The organism is Enterobacter sp. Sphag1F, assembly GCF_014193275.1.
Classification (GTDB): Bacteria; Pseudomonadota; Gammaproteobacteria; order Enterobacterales; family Enterobacteriaceae; genus Pantoea; species Pantoea symbiotica.
The window spans coordinates 1062090-1082710 of record NZ_JACHZD010000002.1 but is presented as its reverse complement, the minus strand read 5'-3'; the positions used below and the strand labels follow the sequence as shown (position 1 = coordinate 1082710).

Here is a 20621-nt window from a genome sequence, read left to right as displayed (position 1 = left end):
AGGAGGCTATAATGATCGAAGTTAACTCTTACGCAGAACTGCGCACCACTGTTCCGGCCAAAAACGGCGATCTGGCATTCTTACGTCGCTACAACGCGGACTCCACCTTTCACGGTGGCGGTGATTTTACCGGTTTTATCGGCACCACAACGGCGGTTGAAGATGGCGGTACGCTGGTGATCGGTAACGGTTTTTACTGGAAACGCGTGATTAACGATCCGTCGGATATCAACGTGTATCACTTCGGTGCCAAAGGCGATGGTTACGCCAACGATACCGATGCCTTTAATCGCATGCTGGCGTGGACGCAAAACTATTCGGGCAATATCACCGCGTTGCCGGTGCGTTTCCCAGGCGGTAAATTCCTGATCAGCCCGATCGACATCAGCGGCACCGAGCGCGCCTTCTTCGGTTTGCAAGGTGATGATGTGGAGCTGGGTTCGCTGCCGCGTACCACCATTATTTCCGACAAAAGTGCCAACACGGTGTTCAAGGTGAAGGCGCGTCGTACCTCCATTCGAGGTATCGCGTGGAACGGCCAGGCATCCGCCGATATCACCACCAACAAAAGCACCATTACCTCCGATATGTGCAGCAACGTGCAGCCGTTCTTCGAAAACACCTGCATCGAAGGTACCACCGTCAATATCTACTGTTTCCGCGCGCAGAATAACGGCGGTACGGTGATTAAAGTGCTGGATACCCTCGACAGTAAATTCGACCAGATTTACACCCTGTATACCTATGCGCGCGTGTTTGATGTTGGCTGGTCAAACTCGCCGAAAGGCGCGTGGGATCACTCCACGGCGATTGAGCTGTGTAACTGTAACTTCCAGACCGGTTATGGCGACGCCACGCTCTTCATGCCGCGTGTGACGCAGGGGATTATTCGCAACGTGTGGATCGAACACACGCGTAATCCGGGCGATCTCTCTGACGGCGGCTGGACGGTAGATACGCTGAACATTGAGGATTGCGGCACGCCGTTGAATCTCAACAATGCGCGCGTGGTGATCCGCCAGCTCAACCTGCAATCCGGTGCGAAACTCAGTCTGGATGCCGCCGCCGGACGTTGGTTGTCCACCTTTGAATATGGCTATCGTCGCGACGAAAACTACGGCACCTTCATGACCGGATCGCTGCGCGCGGGCTATTACAGCGGCTACAAAATTACCAATAACACCGATACCGATAACTGGTACCGCGTCGGGCAGCTGTTCTTCCCGAACGCCAATCAGCAGTGGGTGATGGAGTTTATTGGTAAAGCGGATGCCACCCAGCCCACCGGCACCGCCGGTTCGCCGGTCAACGTGGCGGCGACCGGTAAAACCTGGGTCAATCTGCAGCGCCTGGAAACGGTGTGGGCCGATGCCTATCACATGGGGCAACCTGCGGTGCTGGATATTCGCTACAGCCGCGTCGGCACCACCTATGCGGCGGTGTGGGTAAAACTGCGCGCCAACAGTGGCGATACCATGCTGAACCTGAAATGTACCGGTCCAACGCGTTTTGATACCGGTTCCTGCTCGCTGTTCCAGCAGGACTTCTCGGTGGTGACCGATACCACCAAGCTGGGCGGTTTCAAACCGGCGGCACGTTTTGGTCTGCATAACGGATTGGCGGGAATTGGGGCGAATGAGAAAGGGGTGCTAACCGTCGCGACGGCAGCCGGCACGCCGACCAACGCCACCGCGCCGACGGGCTTTGTGCTGGTCAACATTAACGGTGTCGATCGTAAACTTCCTTATTACGATTGAGGGCTGGCATCTTTTTGGCGAGGCTTCGGCCTCGCTTTTTTTGTTTTAGACGGAATAACGGCATTTTTACTTTAAGTCCGTTAAATCACCTCCGTATAATTTTTAAACACAAAAATTGATGTACACTTTGATGTGCATTATGCTGTGTTTAATAAATATGATGAGAGGTAATTTTATGGAACGCATTCTCGCAGAAAAATCGATAAACATTACTGAGTTGAGGAAAAATCCCGCTAAGTATTTCATTGATGAGCCGGTTGCCGTTCTCTCCAATAACCGACCCGCAGGTTATATGATCAGTGCTGAGGTGTTTGAAGAGCTTATTGATCTGTTGGAAGAGAAACAGGGAAAGGTGCATACCGTGGCGCGATTCAGACCCAACGCTAACCGCTTAAGTGATATTGCGGAGAGTGGAGAGAAACTGCTGCAAGGCGCTTCTGACAAGGATTTGACAGAGTTCACCGAATGAGCATAAGGGTTTTTAAATCAACCTTGATCCGCCAGCAATTGAGTCCGGAAGAGCTTGATGATTTGGCGGCGGATTTTCTTTCCTACAAAAAAGACGGAGAGTTGCCCGATACATTTGGTCGGGATGCTCTTTATGATGATGACCGAACCTACCCATTGGTAAAAGAAGAACAGGTGGCTCACATTCATCTTGCCGATGCGGAGGCACCTTTTCCCAAATTCTTACGTCAGTTCAAACGCACCAGCGATCAGGCCCATTTGGTTTATTGCCGGGGTGCGATGGATGCAGATGCCTATTTACTGATGATCATCCTAAAACCCGAAGCGCATAAAATGGCGCGCAATAATAACAATATGCACAAGATCGGAATGATGGCCGAAGCGTTCAGGATGAAGTATTAAGTTATTGAAATTCCCTCAATGCTTTTCAGTTAAGAAATCATTTTGCTTTAAATCTGGTGCGGGCGCTGACACATTTGCTGCGTCACGGGCTGTCCTCGCGCCGCTATCGCGGTACCTTCGGCTTTCACATTGTGCCTGACGGACCGTTCGGGGATCGGCCGTCCTGGCCGGCCCCGAACTGCCTCACGCATCCATGCGTGAGGCTCCTGGCCCAACGTAAAAGCCTCAGCGCTGCGAATAGCCCTTTTGCCGCAGCAGACGCGCCAGCGCCTCTGGCAAATGTGCCCTTTTCAATAACACGCACGGAAGTTTCAAAGCAGGCCGGGGCCGCTTTTGGGCCGGCAATCCGCAGCGCTGAACGAAGCGAGGAAGCCAGGAGAGCCCGCAGGACGCGGGCGAAAGGCGAAGCCGGGACATGGAAGTCCCGTCTTCGCCGGTCCGTCAGGCAGACGAGCGAAGTGAAGGTACCGCGCTAGCGGCGCGAGGACCGCCGGACCAAAAGTGACCCCGGCCAGCGCTTTCATCGTCGGATTAACAAACGAACATTAAGATATGCATCGTGACCCGTTGGTCCTTTACCCTTTCGGGAAGATCCACACATGGTTTTCCGGCAACGCCAGATGGCAGTGCTGCGGATCGCGCACCTCGGTGCCGTAGGCGCGAATCACAAAATCATCGCCTGAGGTGCGGAACAAATATTCCCAGCGATCGCCGAGATACATGCTGGTGAGCAGCGGCAGTTCCAGCTGATTTTCGCCCGGCCCTTCAACCAGTTTCACGCGCTCGACGCGGATCACCGCCGTGGCTTCCTGGCCGTTTTGCACGCCCGCGCCCGCCAATCCCCACAACGCCCAGCCTTTGCCCTCGATGCGCGCTTTGCCGTCGCGCAGCTCGGTGATTTTGCCGTGCAGCCGGTTGTTGCTGCCCATGAACTCGGCGGTGAACAGGGTTTTCGGCGAGCCGTACATCTCCTGCGGCGTGCCTTGCTGTTCGATTTTGCCGTTATTGAGCAGCAAAATACGGTCGGAAATCGCCATCGCCTCATTTTGATCGTGCGTCACCATCAACGCCGATAAGCCCAGCTTGATGATCAGCTCACGCAGGAACACGCGCGCCTCTTCGCGCAGTTTGGCATCAAGGTTTGATAACGGTTCATCCAGTAGGATCACCGGTGGGTTGTACACCAGCGCACGGCCAATCGCCACGCGCTGCTGCTGACCGCCAGAAAGCTGGTGCGGATGGCGTTTGCCAAGGTGGCCGAGGCCAAGCTGGTTCAACACATCCTGCACGCGTTGGGTGATCTCCGCTGTCGCCACTTTGCGCAGCTTCAGCGGATAGGCCACGTTCTCAAACACGGTTTTGTGCGGCCACAGCGCGTAGGACTGGAACACCAATCCCAGATTACGTTCTTCCGCTGGGATCTCACTGCGCGGCGTGCCGGCGTAAACCGTGTTGTTGCCAATCACAATGGTGCCCTGAGTCGGCTTCTCCAGCCCGGCGACCGCGCGTAGCAGCGTAGTTTTACCGCTGCCGGACGGCCCAAGCAGGGAAACCACTTCGCCGCGCTGCAAATTCATCGACACGCCTTTCAGCACCGGATTGTCGCCGTACGTTAAGTGCAGGTTCTCGACCGATAATTCAATCATGTAATTTGACTCCAAATCGCAGGGCAATACCCAATCCAACCACGACCAGCAGGATATTAATAAAGGAGAGTGCGGCAACGATATCAATCGCGCCCGCCGCCCACAGGGAAACCAGCATTGAGCCGATGGTTTCCGTGCCGGGCGAAAGCAGATACACGCCGGTGGAATATTCGCGCTCGAAAATCAGGAACATCAGCAACCATGAGCCAATCAGGCCGTAGCGTGATAACGGAATGGTGACGTGACGCGTGATCTGTCCGCGCGTAGCGCCGGTGCTGCGCGCCGCCTCTTCCAGTTCCGGCCCCACTTGTAATAGCGTTGAGGAGATCAGGCGCAGACCATACGCCATCCACACCACGGTGTAGGCCAGCCACACGCTGAAGATGGTGCTGCGCAGCGAACGCAGCCAGACGATCAGGTGATCGCGCAGCCACTGCGACCAGACGAAATCCGATAGCCAGCCCGATTTGAGCGAGTTATCCAGCCACATCGGCAGGAACAGGAACACCCAGAGAAACGCCAGACCGGCCAGCAAACCCGGCACCGCACGCGGCACCAGCACGCTGTAATCGAGGAAGCGCGTAGTGTTATCGGGTTTACGGTGCATGGCGATACCAATAAACAGATAACAACCCACCGCCAGCGCGCCGCCGATCACGCCGATCGCCATTGAGTTGACGATTGCGCGCAGCAGGTTGGGCTGCGCCCAGATGGTCTGGAAGGTCTTGATCGACAGCTCATCCCAGATCGAAACGCCAACGCCCCAGTTAGAGATAAACGCACGCAGCACCACGCCCAGCAGCGGCACGCCAATGGTCACCGTCAGCCAGAACGCCACGACTGCGCCCGCCACCCAGCGCCATTTGCCCAGCGGCAGCGCACGCGCCTGCGAAGCTTTACCTTTTACGGTGACAAAGCGATTGGCGGTGCGCATCAGGCGGCGTTGCAGCATCACCAGCGGAATGGTGATACAGATCAGCACTACCGCCACCGCAGCCATCAGGTGATAAGACGGCGTGCCGAGTTTATTGGTCAGCTGATAGAGATAGGTGGCCAGTACCATGTTGCCTTCGGGATCGCCCAGCACCAGCATCAAACCGAACACTTCCAGCCCAAGGAAGAACAGCAGCACGATGGCATACAGAATTGACGGGCGTACCATCGGCAAACTTACCGCCGTCATCACCTGCAACGGCGAAGCACCCGAAATACGCGCGGCTTCTTCCACATCCGATCCCACGCTGCGCAGGGCGGAAGAGATATACAGATAGGCGTGCGGGACGTGCGTCAGGCCAGCGATCACCACGATGCTCGACATGTCGTAGATATTCCACGGCACGAACCCGAGTAGTGATTGCGCCCACAGCGAGAAGAATCCCACCGGGCCCGCCGCCACCACATAACCAAAGCCCAGCACCATCGGCGAGACAAAAATTGGCACGAGGATCAGCGGCTCAATGATGCGTCTGCCGGGTAAATCGGTACGCACCATCAGGAACGCCAGAATACCGCCCAGCGGAATGGCGATGATCACCAGCCCAAAGGCGAGAATAAATCCGCTGCGCAGCGCTTTGTAGAAGTCGGGATCGGTGAAAATAAATTCAAACGATTCCAGGCTCCACTCTTTCGACGGCGCAAAGAACGGCGCGGACAAGAAACTTTGTATGACGATAAACGACAGCGGAACGTAGATAACCAGCGCGGTTATCAGCACCACAACGCCGCGCGGCAGGCTTTGCCACTTTCTATGCAATGCACGCATATTGAGACCCTGAATGGCGAAATCAGATAAGAGAAAGCTGAGCGCGGCGCAGTCGCCGCGCTTGATAACGGCGGTTATTTACCGGCGGCTTCGCGCCACTGTTTGATGTAATCCAGACGTTTTTTCGGTTGCAGATATTCCAGCAGGCTTTCATCAACCGGGATCGGTTTAAGCGCGTTGCCCAACATTTTGGTCATACCATCAATGTCGTTTTTGCCTTCAATATCGTTGCGCAGGGAAGGGATGTCGGCCTGATTAGCCAGAATGCTTTGTCCTTTCTCAGACAGCACATAATCGAGCCACAGTTTGGCGGCATGGCTGTTTTGCGCTTGCTGGCTGATGAACGAAACGCGTGACAGCACCAGCGTGTAATCCTTCGGATAAGAGATGCCCAGCGACGGATCGGTTTTAGCGCGCGCTTCAGCGTAAGAACCGAGGATGTTGAAGCCGATCAGGTTTTCACCGGATGAAACCCTTTCCATCATGGTGCCGGTGGAGGACTGCACGGCTAAACCGCCTTTCGCCACGTCGGCCAGCGTTTTGAAGTAGTTGGGATCGGCTTTGTAATCCTGCACTGAAAGCATGAAACCAAGTCCCGATTTCTCAATATCGTAAGTGGTAACTTTGCTCTTGAATTTGTCGGTCTGGCTGGCGATCAGTTTGGCCAGCGCGGCGTGCGAATCAGGCACATCACCGGCCGGGATCAGACGTTTGTTATAGATGAACACCACCGGTTCGTAGGTGGTGCCGTAGGCTTTGTTGTTCCACACCGCCCACTTCGGCAGCTGCGCCAGTTCAGGTGATTTGTACTCCTGCGCGTAGTCGGTCGCCAGCTTCAGACCGGTATCCATTGAGGAGCTCCACACCACGTCGCCGCTGGTGCCGCCCGAGGCTTGTTCGCTGATAAAACGGTTGTACAGCTCGGTGCTGTTCATATCGTTATATTCAACTTTGATGCCGGGATAGGTTTCTTCAAAACCTTTGATCAGCGGCCCCGCAGCTTTGGTATCAGTGGTGGAGTAAACCACCACTTTGCCTTCTTTGGTGGCGGCATCAATCACGCTTTGATAATCCGCTGGATAGCCTTGCGGCGGGGCAGCAACCGCTGACATAGACACAAAAACAGTTGCAGCAATCAGAGACAGAGGGAAAGTGTTCGACATTATAATTAACCTTTTAGTTACATTTGAGGAACTAAAGGTCAACATAGCCTATCGACTTTTCCACACAAGAGGTGACGGATTGTTATCTTCACGAAGTGTGATTGTTGGCGTCGTTTAGGCAATTAACACCATAAAAACCACGACAGGCCGCGCGCGAGATCTGCGCCAGATCACAGGATTTTGCGGTACAGCCGTCGCGGATGGCCGATGTTGCCGTACTGCATTTCGACGCCAATAAAACCGATCTCCACGCAATATTCCAGGTAGCGACGACCGGTGGTTTTACTGATGCCAACGCGCTCAACCACCTGTTCAACTGACCAGCTACTTTCCGGTGCAGCGCTAAAAAAGCTCTTCACCCGATCCAGCGTAATGGTTTCAATCCCTTTGGTCGAAGGCGCTGACGGCGCATCACTGGTTGGCAAATTAAACAGCTTATCCAGCGCCTGCTGATCAACGTTTTTCATCTGGCGCATGGTCTGCACCTGCAGCATAAAGCGTTCCAGCGAGGCGCGCAGACGATGGAAAAACACCGGTTTCAGCAGGTAGTCGAATGCGCCGCTGCGCATCGCGTGGCTACAGGTTTGCATGTCGCTGGCGGCGGTGATGAAAATCACCGAGCACTCAAAGCGTTTCAGCAGCGGATCGTCAATCAGCGTAACGCCCTGACCATCCGGCAAATAGTTATCGAGCAGCAGCAGCCGTGGCTGGTGTAACGCAATCAACTCGCGCGCCTGCGCCAGCGTGGCGGCGATGCCGACCACGCGCAGATGAAAGTTCTGCTCAATATATTCACGATGCAGATCGGCCAGATGCGGCTCATCTTCCACAATCACCACATCAAGCGGCTTAGCATTATTCATGAGAAAGTCCTGTTAACGCGGCGGGCTGGAACGGGATAAACACCGAGAAAATGGTGCCCTGCGGTGAGTTGTCGCTGATCTCAATGCTGCCGCCTGCCTGCTTCACATAACCCGCCGCCAGATAGAGGCCGATGCCGTGTTCTGCACCAAGCATATCGTCGCCACTGGAAGGTTTACTGGTGACGCCTTGCTCAAACAAGTGCGGTTTGATGCTGTCATCGATGCCGCAACCCTGATCGGCCACTTCGATTAACAGCTCCTGATTACGACCGGAAATATATAACTCAACCGGTGTCGCGGGCTTTCTGGCGTTGAGCGTGGCGTCCACCGCGTTATCCAGCAGGTTGCCGATCACCGACATCAACGCCGTTTCACTCAGCGCGGCAGGAATGCGGGTTAGCTGGCAGGCGGGGTCAAATTTCAGCTCGACGCCTTTTTCCCGCGCGCTAACATATTTCCCCAGCAGCAGCCCACACAGTGCGGGCGAGGTGAAGCGCGCCGAGACAAAATCCAGCACCTGCTGCGCGCCAGCAGATTGCGCATGGATGTAGCGCATCGCGTCGTCATAGCGCTGCATCTGCAGCAGGCCGACCAGCGTGGCGGTCCAGTTCAGCTGTTCATGCCGCATTATGCGTAAATTGTCCGCGTAGCGTTTTACCTGGCTGAGCTGGCTGCTCAATGTGTTGATGTCGTTTTTATCGCGGAAGCTGCACACCCAGCCGCCTGGCTCGCCGGGTTCCAGCTCAATCGCTACCCGGTTAACGATCACCTGACGCTGATTGAGCACGGTGATGTGGTCGTGGGTTTTCACCTCATGCTGGCTTAAAAACGCCGGATGGATTTGCAGCACCTGATCCAGCGGTTTCCCCAGCAGTTCACTCTCACTCTGCTGGATATCCAGCAACTCACGCGCAGCGCGGTTAATGAGAATCAGCTGCCGCTCCGCATTCACCGCAAACACACCTTCATACATCGCTTCCAGCAGCGCTTTTTGTTGCAGCACCAGCAGGGCGATATCTTTCGGCTCCAGCCAGAACATCTGTTTTTTTAGGTTGCGGCTAAACATCCACGAAAAGATAAACAGCAGCAGCAACAGCGCCACACCATACAAGCTGGCCTGCCACAGCAGGCTGACGTTGATATTGGCAATATAGGAGGTGAGATAACCCACTGAGACAATGCCAATTACCTGATGCTGCGCATTAAAGATCGGCGCCTTACTGCGGAGCGACACGCCGATGCCGCCTTTGCGCACCGAGATGATGGTTTTGCCCTGCAGCACTTCGGCATTGTCGCCGCCAATCATCGGTAAATTGAGGCGCTCCGGTGATTCCGAGTGATAGAGATGCTGTTCTTGCGTGTCGCCAATCACGATGTAGCTGGCATCGCTTTGGTTACGCAGCGGCTGGATCAACGCCGCGATACCGGCGATATCGCGGCGCGCCACTTTCTCCGCCAGACCGGGCATCAGCGCAATCTCACTGGCCTGGACCCGCGCGCGCTGCCCCAAATCGTGATGCAGTTGACGATCGATAAAATGAAACAGAATGGTGCCCAGCAAGGCGAGTAGCAGGCAGGAAAATAGCACCAGCGACAGGAAGAGTTTTACCTGGAAAGATAATCTGCGTTTCATACAACCTGCAGTAAAGGAAAACTGGAGAGAGGCATGGCTGGAGACTAGCACGCGAAAATGCGTGCTGTGACAGGCTAACATCAGAGTTGTGAACTGGCTTCAATCCCGGCGCGGCTTAGGCGCTGGTTTCTGTTGGCACGATGTCAGAGATATTCCCATCTTATTCCTGGTGATCGCCTGCTGCGGCGCTAATCAATGAATAAAAAACCAATTCACCACGGCTAATCTATGCGCCGCTATTTAATCCATCCTTTCTCTGAGTAAATTCCGTTTTAACCCGGCAGCCATTGACCTTATAACCCCGAGTGGTGAGAATGCCGGGAAAAGTTTTGAATTAGATCGCAAATTTTGGGCATCAAGCCTCTTGCAGTGCGGCTGCGATAGCCGTACTGAATTAACGCCACTTGCACTTATCGGCGCGCGAATGACGCGCCAGCGTTATTAAAGTGCAGGGCATACAGCAAATATCGTTAATGTCGTGACGTTCGTTGAGAAGGCCCGTCTTTGGATGCACCTTCTCAGCCCCGGTCGGCATTTCTTGTTTTTGGTGATGAGCACGATAAAGACGCCAGCGTTTTTTAACGTTCATTACCAGGCAGATAAAAATTTAATTTAAGTACGTCATGATTGGCGTGGTAATGGCGTTAAGCCAAATTACCAAAAGAAAAAACGTAACTGGCTGAAAATTAACTGAACTCTTATGAGCGCAGCGCAGCCTCTTTACGCCAAAAATAGGGGTTTCACTGTGGTCAGTATACAGGTAGCTGCAAGCCTGGGGCGGTAGCCTGCCTTGTTTAGCTGACGAAAACAGAATGAAACTGCACGGTTTATTTGGCGATTATCTTATTTAGTGAACTTTTTAGAGAGAATTAAAGGCCAGTTTTATTTGACCTGAGGAAACTCTGAAATAGACAAGCAACAAATGTTAAGCCGGGCGCAAGCAACGCGCAGTGTTAATCACTGCAATGTTCATAGATTACTTTTTTCGCCCGCAACTTTTACTCCGACAGAGTCCAGAGGTTATATGCAAAATCCCGTTAACGACGTTTTAATCAGCGTCATCGTGCCGGTGTATAACGCCGCGGCGTATCTGGAACGATGCATTGATAGCCTGCTTCAGCAGGAAGAGAGCCGTTTTGAAGTGATATTTATTAACGACGGCTCCAGCGATAACTCGCTCGCGATATTACAGAATTACGCCCATTACCCGCATTTTCATATCATCGACCAAGCCAATGGCGGCGTCTCGTCGGCGCGCAATCAGGGCATTCGTGCCTCGCGCGGCAAACTGCTGTGCTTTTTAGACGCCGATGATTTTCTGCCAGCCAGCGCGTTTGCCACCTATGTGCGGCTGATGCAAAACAACATCGCGATGGTGGGCGGCGAATCGCAGCACTTCACGCCGCAAGGCGAGCCGCTCGATTTCCCGGCCAACACCACTGACGCGCGCCAGCTGACCGCTTCGGCGGCGATCAACGATCTGCTCTATTTCAATCCGCGTCACGGTATCTGCGACAAGGTGTTTCGTGGTGATGTGATTCGTCAGCATCAGCTCAGTTTTAACGAAGAGATTTATAACTTCGAAGATCTGCTGTTCGTGATCAATTACCTGCATCTGCAACAGGATCGTCAGGTGATCTTCACCCAGCAAGTGGTTTATCACTATGTGGAATCCACCAACTCCGCCACGCGATCGGCATTACGGGAAAAGCATTTCTCCTTTGCGCGCTCGTTTAATGGCATGCAGGCGTTTTTATCCGCCCAGCATAATCGCTGTTATTACCATCTCTATTTAAAAGTCACCTCATCTTATATCTATAAAGCGCTGCACAGCGACGGATTCAGCCGCGCCTTTATTGATGAATATATCTCGCTCTACCGCCGCAGCTTTAAGTCCTATTTCACATCAGGATTGATGCTCAATCCGTGGAGCCTGTACTTTGTGCTGTTTTTTGTCAGTCCACGACTGGTATCGCGTCTGCGCCGCCTGGCACAGAAATAAACGCTGAGGTTAAGTTGTGAAAGATAAATTAAAAAACTCCATGTGGATGATCGCTGAAAAGCTGATTGCGGTATTCGGCCTGATATTTGTCACCTCCTATGTGGCTAAATACGTTGGGCCCACCACTTTCGGCATTATCTCGATCTCGATGCTGGTATTTCAGTTCATTCAAAGCATCGCGCTAATGGGCAGCGATGTGATTCTGCTGAAACGCTTATCGCAAAATCATCACTCTGGCATGCGCTTAATGATGGCGACCTTTCTGCTGGTGCTGGTGATTTATGGCGTGCTGGCGGCCAGCGGCATGTTGATTATGGGCGAAGAGTGGAGCGCTGAAGCGCTGGTGTTTATCTGCGCGGCGGCGATTGCCTGTCTTTTCTCTTCGCTCGATTTGGTCAATATCTACAACGAGGCGATGCTCAATGCGCGCCTGAATGTGATCGCCAATCTGGTGGGTTTGGCCATCAGTTTAACCGTGCGCTTCTTTATTTCGTATTACGGACTGGATCCGCAGCTATTATCGATTCCTATCGTGCTGGCGACCTTTATTCCGTTTGCCATCAAGCTGGCGATATTCCTGAAATATCATCGTCAGGTGCCGATTCCGGCACTGCGCCAGATGAAGAAATATTCACGCTATATGGTGGCGTCAGGTATTTCACTGGTGTTTTCCGTAATTGCGGTGGCAATTTATACCCGCGTCAATCAAATCAGCGTGTCGTATTTCCTTGGCGTGAAAGAGGCAGGAATTTTCTCCGTTGCGCTGACGCTCGCTACCGCGTGGGTATTTTTACCCAATGCGTTGCTGGCTTCCTTTTTCCCAGCGTTCTTTGCCGAGCGTGACGATCGGCAATCAATTATCAAAGCGCAGAAATTACATCTGCTGGTGATTGGTGTCTCTTCGCTGGTGATTCTGGCGATTTGGTTATTGTCCGGATGGTTTATCCGGGACTTCTACGGTGCGGAGTATCTCGATGCGGTAGCGCCAACGCTGTTACTCAGCGTCGGTGCGATGTGCGCGGTGCTGAGCAGCGTGATGGATCGTTTCATTATTAAGTACAACGGATATCGCTATTTAGTGAAGAAAACCTTCGTGGTGTTATTAATTTGCGTGGCCTCCTCTTTATTATTGGTTCCTTACTTCGGTTTAAATGGCGCGGCCATGAGCGTGGTAGTAACCGAGTTTTTATCGTTCTCCCTGCTTAATTACTTTTTCCCTGCTCAACCGGTAATGCGTATTCACCAAATCTTTATCAACCCCAGGAAACTATGGCTGTTATTCAACAATATCAAAACCTCAGACAGTAAAGAGAGTTTATCATGAATGAAAAACCACTATTTAGTCTTATCATTCCCGTCTATAACTCACAAAAAACCATTAAACGTACCTTGCTGAGCGTGCTTAAACAGACGTTCAGCAGTTACGAAGTGATTGTGGTTAATGATGGTAGCAGCGATACAACCGCAAATATTCTGCAGGAGTTCAGCGCATATTCGCAGGTCACGGTAATTCACCAAATCAATGCCGGTGTCAGCGCTGCTCGAAACAGCGGAATGCAGCAGGCCAGCGGTGAATATGTGTTATTCCTTGATGCGGATGATTGGGTGGACGATAACTTCCTGATGATCTTCAAACAGAATCTCGATGCCTGGCCAGCGGAGTCTGTCGATTTGATGGTGGGAAACCTCAACGACAACCGCGTAGGCAAAGTGTCGCAGGCGGGCTTCTTCAGCAACGAGGACATTCCTTATGTGCTTGGTGAGCTGGAGATGAGTGATAACATCGGTTATCTGCATAACAAATGTTATCGCCGTCAGATTATTGAGGAGCTGAACCTGCGCTTTTTGGAAGGTATCTCCATGAGCGAGGATTTGTTGTTTAACCTTAAATTCTTCAGCTGTATTAGCAATTTCCTGGTCACGCCGGGCGCTGCTTATCATTATGAAGATGTGGAGGGTTCATTATCGAAGCGTAAAGTGCAATACAGCGAACTGAAAGTGCGTAAACAGTTTCTCACCGCACTGTATGATTCGATCATCAGTAAATATCAGTCCAGCAATCTCGATTATTTCCTCAAGGGCATTTCCAAACGTGTGCTCGCGCTGGATATGCAAATCGTGACCGCTATGTATCACTCTTCGTTTTCACCTGCGGATATTGCCCAGGAAATTAATGAAATAAAGCGGGGTAAATACTCAAAAGGTATTTTCATTCTGCTGAATAAAAATGAAAAATTGAAGTACATGATTATGAATTTGAATACACTCACAGCGTACTATTTTCTTTATGCACTCTACAGGATGCGCGCATTCTGATTTGAAATTCTCCCGGTGTTAGTCTCTGGACGCATTTGTTGTACAGAGGCTAGTTGCCGGGGGAGTTTCACCCGATGTTATCAGCTCTACCCGTGGCAACAGCCCAGCGTTGCCACACCTTTCCACTCTCCGCACGTCTTTCTGCACACTCTCCGTTTCTCCTTCTTGCACTCATCCCGCGTCTCATGTCAAATAGCGCCCCATGCAATCGATTGCACGCATGTTTCGTGCATTTAGTGAAGCGTAAAACATCATGATGCGTGAATTTCATCTCATGAAGCGTCATCCTTTGCGTTTCGGCCGGGCGGAGCAGCCTACGCCATGATTAGTAGCCATCCTTGTGGCTGCGTGTTGATAAAGCTTGAAATTCTGGAGAGACAGATGGACAACTCACAAACCGGTACGCTTGGCACCGTAGAAACGGCGGCTAAGGGCTGGCGTAAGAGTGATACCGTGTGGATGCTGGGTCTGTACGGTACGGCGATTGGTGCGGGCGTGCTTTTTCTGCCGATTAACGCCGGTGCAGGCGGGCTGATTCCGCTGATTATCATGGCAATTCTTGCCTTCCCGATGACCTATTACGCGCACCGCGCGTTAACGCGCTTTGTACTCTCCGGTAAAAATCCCGGCGAAGACATTACCGAAGTGGTGGAAGAGCACTTCGGCGTGGGCGCTGGCAAGGTCATCACTTTGCTCTACTTCTTTGCCATCTATCCGATCCTGCTGATGTACAGCGTGGCGATCACCAATACCGTCGATAGCTTTATCGTGCATCAGCTGGGGCTGGTTTCGCCGCCGCGTGTGCTGCTGTCGCTGATTCTGATCATCGGCATGATGACGGTGGTGCGCTTTGGCGAGCAGATGATTGTGAAAGCGATGAGCATTCTGGTGTTCCCGTTTGTGGCGGTGCTGATGCTGCTGGCGGCTTATCTGGTGCCGCACTGGCATGGCGCGGCGCTGGAAACGTTATCGTTAAACGCGAATGTAAGCGGCCACGGCATTCTAATGACGCTATGGCTGGCGATTCCGGTGATGGTGTTCTCCTTTAACCATTCGCCGATCATCTCCTCTTTTGCCGTGGCTAAGCGCGATGAGTACGGCACAGGCGCGGAGAAGAAGTGTTCGCGCATTCTGGCAAACGCCCATCTACTGATGGTAGTGACGGTGATGTTCTTTGTCTTCAGCTGCGTGCTGAGCCTGTCACCCGCCGATCTGCAGGCGGCGAAAGATCAGAACATCACCATTCTGTCTTACTTAGCCAACCACTTTAATGTGCCGATGATTGCGTGGATGGGGCCGATCGTTGCGATGGTAGCCATCACCAAATCGTTCCTCGGGCATTATCTGGGAGCGCGTGAAGGTTTTAACGGCATGGTGGTGAAGTCACTGCGTAGTCGCGGAAAAACCGTCACGCCGCAGCGCCTGAATCGCCTGACCACCGCGTTTATGCTGCTGACCACCTGGCTGGTGGCGACGCTGAACCCCAGTATTCTGGGCATGATTGAAACGCTGGGCGGGCCGATCATTGCGATGATTCTGTTCCTGATGCCGATGTACGCCATCCAGAAAGTGCCGGCGATGCGTCAGTACAGCGGGAAGATCAGTAACGTGTTTGTGGTGATTGTCGGCGTGCTGGCGATTTCGTCGATTGCGTATTCGCTGGTGAGTTAGCATTGTAGGGGCGCCATTCATGGCGCTCAGTTAAGCATTTAGCGACTTTCGTTCGCCCTGTGCTGAGGCAGTTGCAGCACCTTCGTGCGGCGACCGAGCAGAGAGCGCCTGGCCGCGCCCTCTGCACTCCCGGGCCTTGCGCCAGCCCAACTCGCCGCTGCGCGGTCCCTTAACTCATTCACGATTCCTGACGGACCGGTGTCGATTCGCTCCTGCTCAACGCACCTCTCGCCGCATCCATGCGGCTCGCCCTGGAATCCTTCATTCGCTCAGCGGTTTGGGATGTCGCCTCAACACCGTCGCTGCAGCAGCCGTGCGTATTCTTAACTCAAAATCGCTATAAATCCCGTAGGGTCGCCATTCATGGCGACCTGTTTATCGTTACACCGCCGCCGTTTTAAACACACTCATCGACTGCGCCAGACGATCGGCCTGTTCCTGCAACGCCTGCGACGCCGCTGAGGCTTCCTGCACCAACGCGGCATTCTGCTGCGTCACCGCTTCCATCTGCGTAATCGCCGAGTTGATCTCGCTAATCCCGCTGCTCTGCTCGCTGCTGGCAATGGTGATTTCGCTCATGATATCCGCCACGCTTTTCACGCTGTTAACCACTTCACCAATGGTTGAACCGGCGTGCGTCACCAGACGGCTACCTTCATCCACCTGCGCCACAGAATCCTCGATCAACACCTTGATCTCTTTGGCCGCAGACGCCGAACGCGCCGCCAGATTACGCACTTCGGTGGCTACCACGGCGAAACCACGGCCTTGCTCACCGGCGCGTGCGGCTTCGACGGCGGCGTTAAGAGAAAGAATGTTGGTCTGGAAAGCAATGGAGTCGATCACGCTGATAATATCGACGATCTTCTTCGAAGAGAGCGTAATCGCTTCCATCTTCTCGATCACCTGTTCCATCACCACACCGCCTTGCTTCGCCACGTTGGAGGTATTGGCCACCAGCTGATTGGCTTCACGCGCGTTCTCGGCGTTGTGCTTGACGGTGGCGGTCATCTGCTCCATCGCTGAAGCGGTCTCTTCCAGCGAGCTGGCCTGCTGTTCGGTACGCGACGAGAGATCGATGTTGCCGCTGGAGATCTGATTTGATGCCACGGCGATGGTATCGGAGCCGGCGCGCACATCGGAAACGATGGTCAGCAAGTTGTCGTTCATCGCCTGCAGTGCCTGCATCAGCACCGCCGTTTCATCTTTGCCGTTCACTTCTATATGTGAACTCAGATCGCCTGCCGCCACTTTCCCAGCGATTTCCACCGCTTCATTCAGCGGACGCACAATCGAACGCGTCAGCATAAAGCCGAGCACGATGGCGGCCGCAATGGCGATGGCGGAGAAGATCAGCGTCATCTCAATGGCTGATGAGCCGTTATCAATAATTCGTGCGCCTTCCTGCTCCAACTGCTGTGACTGCGAGTTAGCAAATGCCACGGCGCTATCGAGAAAGGCATTCTGCGTGCTGGTAATGGATTTCAGCACATAGGCGCTGGCGGCATCAGCATCGCCCGCACGTACCAGATCCAGCAGCTCTTTCTTCTCGGCTTCAAACTTGTCGCTGGCGGCTAACAGACCGGCAATCTTCTTTTTACCCACTTCAGTCACCTGCACCGCTTTGATTTTATTCATCGCGCTGTTGGTTTTATCGGTGGCGTCCGCCAATTGCTGGTAGCGTTTTTCGTTGAATTGCGGGCGCGTGGTATCAATTACGATGCCACGCAGATATTTGATCTGTTCGTTCACGCCGTCACGCACGTCAAAGCCGAGGCGTACTTTCATATAGCGATCTTCAACGATCGAGGTAATGCCGGTTTTGATGTTATTGATTTTGGTAATCGACGTGACGCCGACGATGACCAACAGTGCCACCACTAAACCAAAGGCGATGCCCAGACGGACGCCGACCTTCATATTTTTTAAGCTCAACATTGGATCTCCCCGTAATGCCAAAAATTGATGTTTTCAAGACGGACAAGCAGGCAAGGCGCCCGCATCAGGTTGATGTTTTGTAAGATGAAAATCGTTGCGCAGCGTGACAAAACTGGTATGGCAGCACCGGCGCAAGCGCTATCAGTTATCGGTTGTTAATGTTTTAACTTTAATTTTTTAGAGGTACGTCACAGAAAGGTTAATGGTATTGAAGTTGATTTTTTGTTGGATCTAAACGTGAAGGGTTTTGCGGTCGCCATAAATGGCGACCCTACGACATATGGGCAGGGTTTTCGTAAGGTGCGCATTTATGCGCACCTGGTAGACGGTCGCCATAAATGGCGACCCTACGACAGAGGGGAAGATATTTCGTAGGGTGCGCATTTATGCGCACCTGGATATGGTAATTAACGCGGCTTTTTCAGCACGCCGTGAATGACATTCGACAGCTCGTTGATTTCGAACTTCGCCACGTAACCATCGGCGCCGACTTTACGCACGTGATCTTCGTTGGCGCTGCCGGAGAGCGAAGAGTGGATCACCACCGGAATCTGGCGCAGGTTGTTATCGCGCTTGATGTTGCGCGTTAAGGTAAAGCCATCCATTTCCGGCATTTCGAGATCGGTCAGCACCAGTGCGATTTTGTCGTGGATCGACTCACCGTTGGCTGCCGCTTCTTTCTGCATCTCGTTAATTTTGATCCAGGCTTCCAAACCGGTGTTATGCATAATCGCCGGGATGCCCATGCTTTTCAGGCCTTGCTCCAGCAGCTGACGCGCCACTTTGGAATCTTCCGCCACAATCGCCACCTGACCTGGCTTCAGATTGAAGTCTTTGGCGGTCTCTGCGCTCGGCTCAACGCCGCGCACCGAAGGAATGATGTCATACAGAATCTGCTCAACGTCCAGCACCATCGCCAGATTGTTGCTCTGACCATCGGTATCCAGACAGGCAATGCTGGTGATGTTGCGGCTGCCGATGCCCGCTTCAGCGGTATGCACCTGGCTCCAGTCGAGACGCACAATGTTCTCCACCGATTCCACGGCAAACGCCTGGGTGCTGCGTGCATATTCGGTCACCAGCAGCAGGTTAAGTCCGGTTTCCGGTTTGCAGCCGGTCACGGCAGGCAGATCGATAACCGGAATAAACTGGCCGCGAATACTCGCCATGCCGAGCAGCGGCGATTGCATGCCCGCGGCGCGGGTGATGGTTGGCATCGGCACGATTTCACGCAGTTTAAACACGTTGATGCCGTACAGCTCAGATTTGCCTTTCAGCTGATCGGAACCCAGTCGGAACAACAGCAGTTCGAATTTATTGGAAAGCGCAAGGTTGGCGCGTTCATCGATCTCTTTCTGAAAATTATCCATCATGGCCTCGGAGCAGATCTGGGCTGGGTAAAGGGCAGGGCAATATCGCCATGATTAACTTATCGGCAGAAGAGAAAAAAAATGAAGGGGAGATAACGGAAATTTTAGCGTGAGAGCGATCGCCCTCACGCGGATACAACTTACTTCAACAGAATGGCGCGCACGCTTTTGCCTTTGATCTTGCCCTCTTTCAGCTTGATCAGCGCTTTCTTCGCCTGAGCGGCGTCGATGGCCACATAGGCGTGGGTGGCGGTCATATCGATCTTGCCGATCTGATCGCCGCTGAAACCGGCTTCACCGGTCAATGCACCCAGAATATCGCCGGGACGGATTTTGGCTTTGCGGCCACCATCAATGCACAGCGTCATTTTGGTCGCCGGTAGCGATTTGGCGCCGGTGCCTTTCAGCGTGCTGGAGGAAACCCAGTTGAGCTTCTGCTGCAGATACTCTTCCAGCGCATTGGCGCGCACCATTTCGTCGGGGGCGACAAAGCTCACCGCCAGACCTTTTTCACCGGCGCGACCGGTACGGCCAATACGGTGAATGTGCACTTCCGGATCCCACGCCAGCTGGAAATTCACCACCAGCGCCAGCGACTTGATATCCAGACCGCGCGCGGCGACATCGGTGGCGATCAAGACACGGATGCTACCGTTGGCGAAGCGAATCAGCACGCGCTCACGATCGCGCTGTTCCAGATCGCCGTGCAGCGCCAACGCACTGATATCACGTTCATTCAGCGCGGTGGCAACGTCGTCACATTCGCGCTTGGTGTTACAGAACACCACGCAGGAGGCCGGTTGCTGCTGGCTGAGCAGCGCGCCGAGCAGGCTATGACGCTCTTTGGCGCTGGCTTCAATAAACTGCTGCTCGATGGTCGGTAACTCGGTTTTGTCTTCGGTGGCGACCGCCAGCGCATCGCGTTGAAAACGCTGGCTAAGGCTGGCGATGGTATCCGGCCAGGTCGCAGAGAACAGCAGCGTCTGGCGCGTTTCCGGCGTAAAGCCGATGATCGCTTCCATATCGTCGCGGAAACCCATTTCCAGCATGCGATCGGCTTCATCCAGCACCAGCGTTTGCAGCTGGCTGAGATCGAGGTTGTCGCGCTTCAGATGATCGAGCAAACGGCCCGGCGTGCCGACCACAATGTGGGGCGCATGCACTAAGGAATCGCGCTGTGCGCTCATTGGCTGGCCGCCGCACAACGTCAGAATTTTGATATTGCGGGTAAAACGCGCCAGCTGGCGCAGCACGTTGCTGACCTGATCGGCGAGTTCACGCGTCGGGCACAGAATCAGCGCCTGGGTGTGGAACTGGCTGTTATCAATGCGGTTCAGCAAACCCACGCCAAAGGCGGCGGTTTTGCCACTGCCGGTTTTCGCCTGCGCACGCACGTCGCGCCCTTCCAGAATAGCGGGCAGGGAAGCGGCCTGAATCGGCGTCATGGCGTCGAAACCCATCTCGCGCAGGTTATCGAGTTGGCTGGCGGGCAGTTGCGTCAGGGTAGAAAAAGCAGTCACGGGAAAGTCTCTAATTGCGGGTAGGATTGCGGCGGTCAGTCTGGCAGAAAGGGGCGTGATCGGCAATGGCAAAAGCGCCGCTGGTTCCCACTTGAAATCAGTAAGCGTTA

General features: G+C 53.5%; 15 protein-coding genes. 7 read left to right on the top strand and 8 right to left on the bottom strand.

The genetic code is table 11. From position 1 onward, the window contains the following. Nucleotides 1-11 precede the first annotated feature (11 nt). The 3 genes from FHW71_RS10580 to FHW71_RS10570 all read left to right on the top strand — a co-directional run bounded on the left by FHW71_RS10580 (nt 12) and on the right by FHW71_RS10570 (nt 2627). A complete protein-coding gene (locus FHW71_RS10580) occupies nt 12-1757 on the top strand; it encodes a glycosyl hydrolase family 28-related protein (RefSeq protein WP_179451754.1) in 1746 nt (581 codons plus the stop codon). 175 nt (nt 1758-1932) lie between these two features. Then, nucleotides 1933-2226, top strand: coding sequence for a type I toxin-antitoxin system antitoxin YafN (gene yafN / locus FHW71_RS10575; protein ID WP_179451753.1), 294 nt, complete (start codon nt 1933-1935; stop codon nt 2224-2226). Next, the gene (locus FHW71_RS10570; protein ID WP_218889167.1) at nt 2223-2627 is read left to right on the top strand and encodes a type II toxin-antitoxin system YafO family toxin; all 405 of its coding nucleotides are present in this window, start codon (nt 2223-2225) and stop codon (nt 2625-2627) included. Before yafN ends, FHW71_RS10570 begins: the two co-directional genes overlap by 4 nt. A gap of 575 nt (nt 2628-3202) precedes the next feature. Here FHW71_RS10570 and FHW71_RS10565 read toward each other — a convergent pair. The 5 genes from FHW71_RS10565 to FHW71_RS10545 all read right to left on the bottom strand — a co-directional run bounded on the left by FHW71_RS10565 (nt 3203) and on the right by FHW71_RS10545 (nt 9694). Next, a complete protein-coding gene (locus FHW71_RS10565; protein ID WP_179451752.1) occupies nt 3203-4273 on the bottom strand; it encodes an ABC transporter ATP-binding protein in 1071 nt (356 codons plus the stop codon). Then, nucleotides 4266-6035, bottom strand: coding sequence for an iron ABC transporter permease (locus FHW71_RS10560; protein WP_008108966.1), 1770 nt, complete (start codon nt 6033-6035; stop codon nt 4266-4268). Before FHW71_RS10560 ends, FHW71_RS10565 begins: the two co-directional genes overlap by 8 nt. Before the next feature lie 74 nt (nt 6036-6109). Further along, entirely contained in the window at nt 6110-7198 is a 1089-nt protein-coding gene (locus tag FHW71_RS10555) for an ABC transporter substrate-binding protein (protein WP_179451751.1), read from the bottom strand. Between the two features lie 170 nt (nt 7199-7368). Then, complete coding sequence (locus FHW71_RS10550; protein ID WP_179451750.1) at nt 7369-8061, bottom strand: response regulator; 693 nt, start codon at nt 8059-8061, stop codon at nt 7369-7371. Further along, a complete protein-coding gene (locus FHW71_RS10545; protein ID WP_179451749.1) occupies nt 8054-9694 on the bottom strand; it encodes a sensor histidine kinase in 1641 nt (546 codons plus the stop codon). Before FHW71_RS10545 ends, FHW71_RS10550 begins: the two co-directional genes overlap by 8 nt. A 1024-nt stretch (nt 9695-10718) precedes the next feature. Between FHW71_RS10545 and FHW71_RS10540 the strand changes: the two genes are divergently transcribed. The 4 genes from FHW71_RS10540 (at nt 10719) to FHW71_RS10525 (ending at nt 15683) form a co-directional block, all read left to right on the top strand. Continuing rightward, nucleotides 10719-11696, top strand: coding sequence for a glycosyltransferase (locus FHW71_RS10540; protein ID WP_179451748.1), 978 nt, complete (start codon nt 10719-10721; stop codon nt 11694-11696). Nucleotides 11697-11712: 16 nt separating this feature from the next. Then, nucleotides 11713-13020 carry an oligosaccharide flippase family protein gene (locus FHW71_RS10535; protein ID WP_179451747.1) on the top strand — a complete coding sequence of 436 codons (1308 nt, stop codon included), beginning with the start codon at nt 11713-11715 and terminating at the stop codon, nt 13018-13020. Then, complete coding sequence (locus FHW71_RS10530) at nt 13017-14012, top strand: glycosyltransferase family A protein (RefSeq protein WP_008108972.1); 996 nt, start codon at nt 13017-13019, stop codon at nt 14010-14012. Before FHW71_RS10535 ends, FHW71_RS10530 begins: the two co-directional genes overlap by 4 nt. A 381-nt stretch (nt 14013-14393) precedes the next feature. Beyond that, the gene (locus tag FHW71_RS10525) at nt 14394-15683 is read left to right on the top strand and encodes an HAAAP family serine/threonine permease (RefSeq protein ID WP_179451746.1); all 1290 of its coding nucleotides are present in this window, start codon (nt 14394-14396) and stop codon (nt 15681-15683) included. A gap of 381 nt (nt 15684-16064) precedes the next feature. On the opposite strand, the gene FHW71_RS10520 is transcribed toward FHW71_RS10525, so the two are convergent. The 3 genes from FHW71_RS10520 to dbpA form a co-directional block, all read right to left on the bottom strand. Then, entirely contained in the window at nt 16065-17621 is a 1557-nt protein-coding gene (locus FHW71_RS10520) for a methyl-accepting chemotaxis protein (RefSeq protein WP_179451745.1), read from the bottom strand. A gap of 407 nt (nt 17622-18028) precedes the next feature. After that, the gene (locus FHW71_RS10515; RefSeq protein WP_008105989.1) at nt 18029-18991 is read right to left on the bottom strand and encodes a chemotaxis protein; all 963 of its coding nucleotides are present in this window, start codon (nt 18989-18991) and stop codon (nt 18029-18031) included. A gap of 140 nt (nt 18992-19131) precedes the next feature. After that, complete coding sequence (gene dbpA, locus FHW71_RS10510; protein ID WP_179451744.1) at nt 19132-20511, bottom strand: ATP-dependent RNA helicase DbpA; 1380 nt, start codon at nt 20509-20511, stop codon at nt 19132-19134. Between the last annotated feature and the right edge of the window lie 110 nt (nt 20512-20621).

Bases quoted from the DNA above. Each gene is read 5' to 3' on its own strand.
- FHW71_RS10565 (WP_179451752.1), bottom strand. From the start codon at position 4,273: ATGATTGAATTATCGGTCGAGAACCTGCACTTAACGTACGGCGACAAT.
- FHW71_RS10530 (WP_008108972.1), top strand. From the start codon at position 13,017: ATGAATGAAAAACCACTATTTAGTCTTATCATTCCCGTCTATAACTCA.
- FHW71_RS10540 (WP_179451748.1), top strand. From the start codon at position 10,719: ATGCAAAATCCCGTTAACGACGTTTTAATCAGCGTCATCGTGCCGGTG.
- FHW71_RS10525 (WP_179451746.1), top strand. From the start codon at position 14,394: ATGGACAACTCACAAACCGGTACGCTTGGCACCGTAGAAACGGCGGCT.
- FHW71_RS10560 (WP_008108966.1), bottom strand. From the start codon at position 6,035: ATGCGTGCATTGCATAGAAAGTGGCAAAGCCTGCCGCGCGGCGTTGTG.
- FHW71_RS10570 (WP_218889167.1), top strand. From the start codon at position 2,223: ATGAGCATAAGGGTTTTTAAATCAACCTTGATCCGCCAGCAATTGAGT.
- FHW71_RS10580 (WP_179451754.1), top strand. From the start codon at position 12: ATGATCGAAGTTAACTCTTACGCAGAACTGCGCACCACTGTTCCGGCC.
- FHW71_RS10520 (WP_179451745.1), bottom strand. From the start codon at position 17,621: ATGTTGAGCTTAAAAAATATGAAGGTCGGCGTCCGTCTGGGCATCGCC.
- FHW71_RS10555 (WP_179451751.1), bottom strand. From the start codon at position 7,198: ATGTCGAACACTTTCCCTCTGTCTCTGATTGCTGCAACTGTTTTTGTG.
- FHW71_RS10545 (WP_179451749.1), bottom strand. From the start codon at position 9,694: ATGAAACGCAGATTATCTTTCCAGGTAAAACTCTTCCTGTCGCTGGTG.
- yafN (WP_179451753.1), top strand. From the start codon at position 1,933: ATGGAACGCATTCTCGCAGAAAAATCGATAAACATTACTGAGTTGAGG.
- FHW71_RS10550 (WP_179451750.1), bottom strand. From the start codon at position 8,061: ATGAATAATGCTAAGCCGCTTGATGTGGTGATTGTGGAAGATGAGCCG.
- FHW71_RS10515 (WP_008105989.1), bottom strand. From the start codon at position 18,991: ATGGATAATTTTCAGAAAGAGATCGATGAACGCGCCAACCTTGCGCTT.